This window comes from Micromonospora sp. NPDC049081, assembly GCF_040648835.1.
In the GTDB taxonomy this organism is placed as follows: domain Bacteria; phylum Actinomycetota; class Actinomycetes; order Mycobacteriales; family Micromonosporaceae; genus Micromonospora; species Micromonospora antibiotica.
In genome coordinates, this window is sequence record NZ_JBEZEK010000006.1 from 57253 (window position 1) to 59283 (window position 2031).

A 2031-nucleotide genomic window follows, 5' to 3' on the forward strand; every position below is an offset into this window, starting at 1 on the left:
GTCATGCCCGTCACTCCGAGCTATCCCGGCGTGTACATCGAGGAAGTCGCGAGTTCCGTCCGCCCCGTCATCGGCGTGGCGACCGGGGTGACCGCCTTCGTGGGATACGTCCGGACCGGACCGGAGCACCGGGCCGTCCGGGTGAACACCTTCGGCGAGTTCGAACGCCGGTTCGGCGGGGCCGACCGGGACTCCGAACTCAGCCTGGCCGTGCAGCAGTTCTTCCGCAACGGCGGGGCCGCCGCCCTGGTCGTGCGGGTGCCCCGCGCCGACGCCCGGGCCGCCTCGGTGACCCTGCTGGACAAGGTCGGCGCCGGGGCGAAGTCCGCGCTGCTGCTGGACGCGACGAGCACCGGTGCGTGGGGCAGCGGACTCCTCGTCGACGTCGACCACGACGGGGCCGCCGACGCCACGTCGTTCAACCTGACCGTCACCGACACCGCCACCGGCGACACCGAACGGTTCACCGGTCTGTCCGCCGACCCGACCAGCGCCGCGTACGCGGTGCCCCTGCTCAACGACCCGGACCGGGGTTCGGCGCTGGTCCGGGCGCGGGCCGGGGCCGCCGGGGCGGGACGACCGGTGCCCAGCGGCACGGTCGGCGCGGCGCTCGGCACGCCCACCGTGGACGCCGCCAAGAACTACCGGCTCACCGTGCAACCCGACCGGCCCACCAAACCGGACCCGAACGACCCCGCCAAGACCGTGCCGGCGGTCGCCCCGGTGACCGTCACCGCGCTGACCAAGGGCGAACGGCTGCCGTCCTCCCCGGCCGGGGTGGCCGCGCTGCTGCAACGGAAGGTCAACACGGCGCTCGGTGCCGCCGACGGCGCGGCCGGCCTGCGGGTCCGGGTGGTACCCACCGCCGCCGGTGGGCTGCGCGTCCTCGGCGACGTGGACGCGTTGGTCGCCCCGGCGGCCGTGGACGCCGCCTTCACCGTCGCGGGGGTCACCCCCGCCGGTGACGTGGCCGACGGCGCGGCCCTGCTGGGCCTGTCAGGTGCTGCCACCAACGTGGGCCGGATCAGCCCGCTCGGCGTCAAGCGGCTCGGGCAGGGCGACCTGGTCACCGGCTCCGACGGCACCACCCTGCCCGGCACCGGCGCGCTGATCGGCAGCGAGGCCGCCTACACCGGCATCTACGCGCTGCTCAAGACCGACCTGTTCAACCTGCTCTGCATCCCCGACGCCACCCGCGCCAAGCGCGGCGACCCCGGCGTCGTCGACAGCGGGCTGGACCCGGAGGCGGTCTGGTCGGTCGCCTACGACGTCTGCGAACGGCGGCGGGCGGTCCTGCTGGTCGACCCGCCGCCGGGAGTGGACGACCCGGACCGCGCCCTGGACTGGATCAACCAACTCGGGGTCAAGGGCCCCAACGCGGTGGCCCACTTCCCCCGGCTGCGCATCCCCGACCCCACCGACGGCTTCCGACCCCGCACCGTCGCCCCCGGTGGCACCCTCGCCGGCCTGTACGCCCGCCAGGACACCGAACGGGGCGTGTGGAAGGCACCGGCCGGCACCGAGGCACAGCTGCGGGGGGTGACCAGCCTGGTCTATCCGCTGACCGACGCCGAGAACGGTGTGCTCAACCCGTTGGGGCTCAACTGCCTACGCACCTTCCCGGTGACCGGCACCGTCAACTGGGGTGCCCGCACCACCGCCGGCGCGGACGTACTGGCCAGCCAGTGGAAGTACACCCCGGTCCGACGGCTCGCGCTCTATATCGAGGAGAGCGTCTTCCGGGGCACCCAGTGGGCCGTCTTCGAGCCCAACGACGAACCGTTGTGGTCACAGCTGCGGCTGAACCTGACGTCGTTCATGCAGGACCTGTTCCGCAAGGGCGCGTTCGCCGGGCGCACCCCGCGCGAGGCGTACCTGGTGCGGTGCGACGCGGAGACCACCACCAGCGACGACCGGGACCGCGGCGTGGTCAACGTGGTCGTCGGGTTCGCCCCGCTCAAACCCGCCGAGTTCGTGATCGTGCGGATCCAGCAGCTCGCCGGCCAGAGCCCGTCCTGAGAGGTGTGAGTC

Annotated in this window: 1 protein-coding gene; it reads left to right on the forward strand. The window is 73.6% G+C overall.

Annotated features, from left to right (window positions below; genetic code table 11):
• Positions 1-3 precede the first annotated feature (3 nt).
• The gene (locus AB0B63_RS11725) at positions 4-2019 is read left to right on the forward strand and encodes a phage tail sheath C-terminal domain-containing protein (RefSeq protein WP_357017262.1); all 2016 of its coding nucleotides are present in this window, start codon (positions 4-6) and stop codon (positions 2017-2019) included.
• Positions 2020-2031 lie beyond the last annotated feature (12 nt).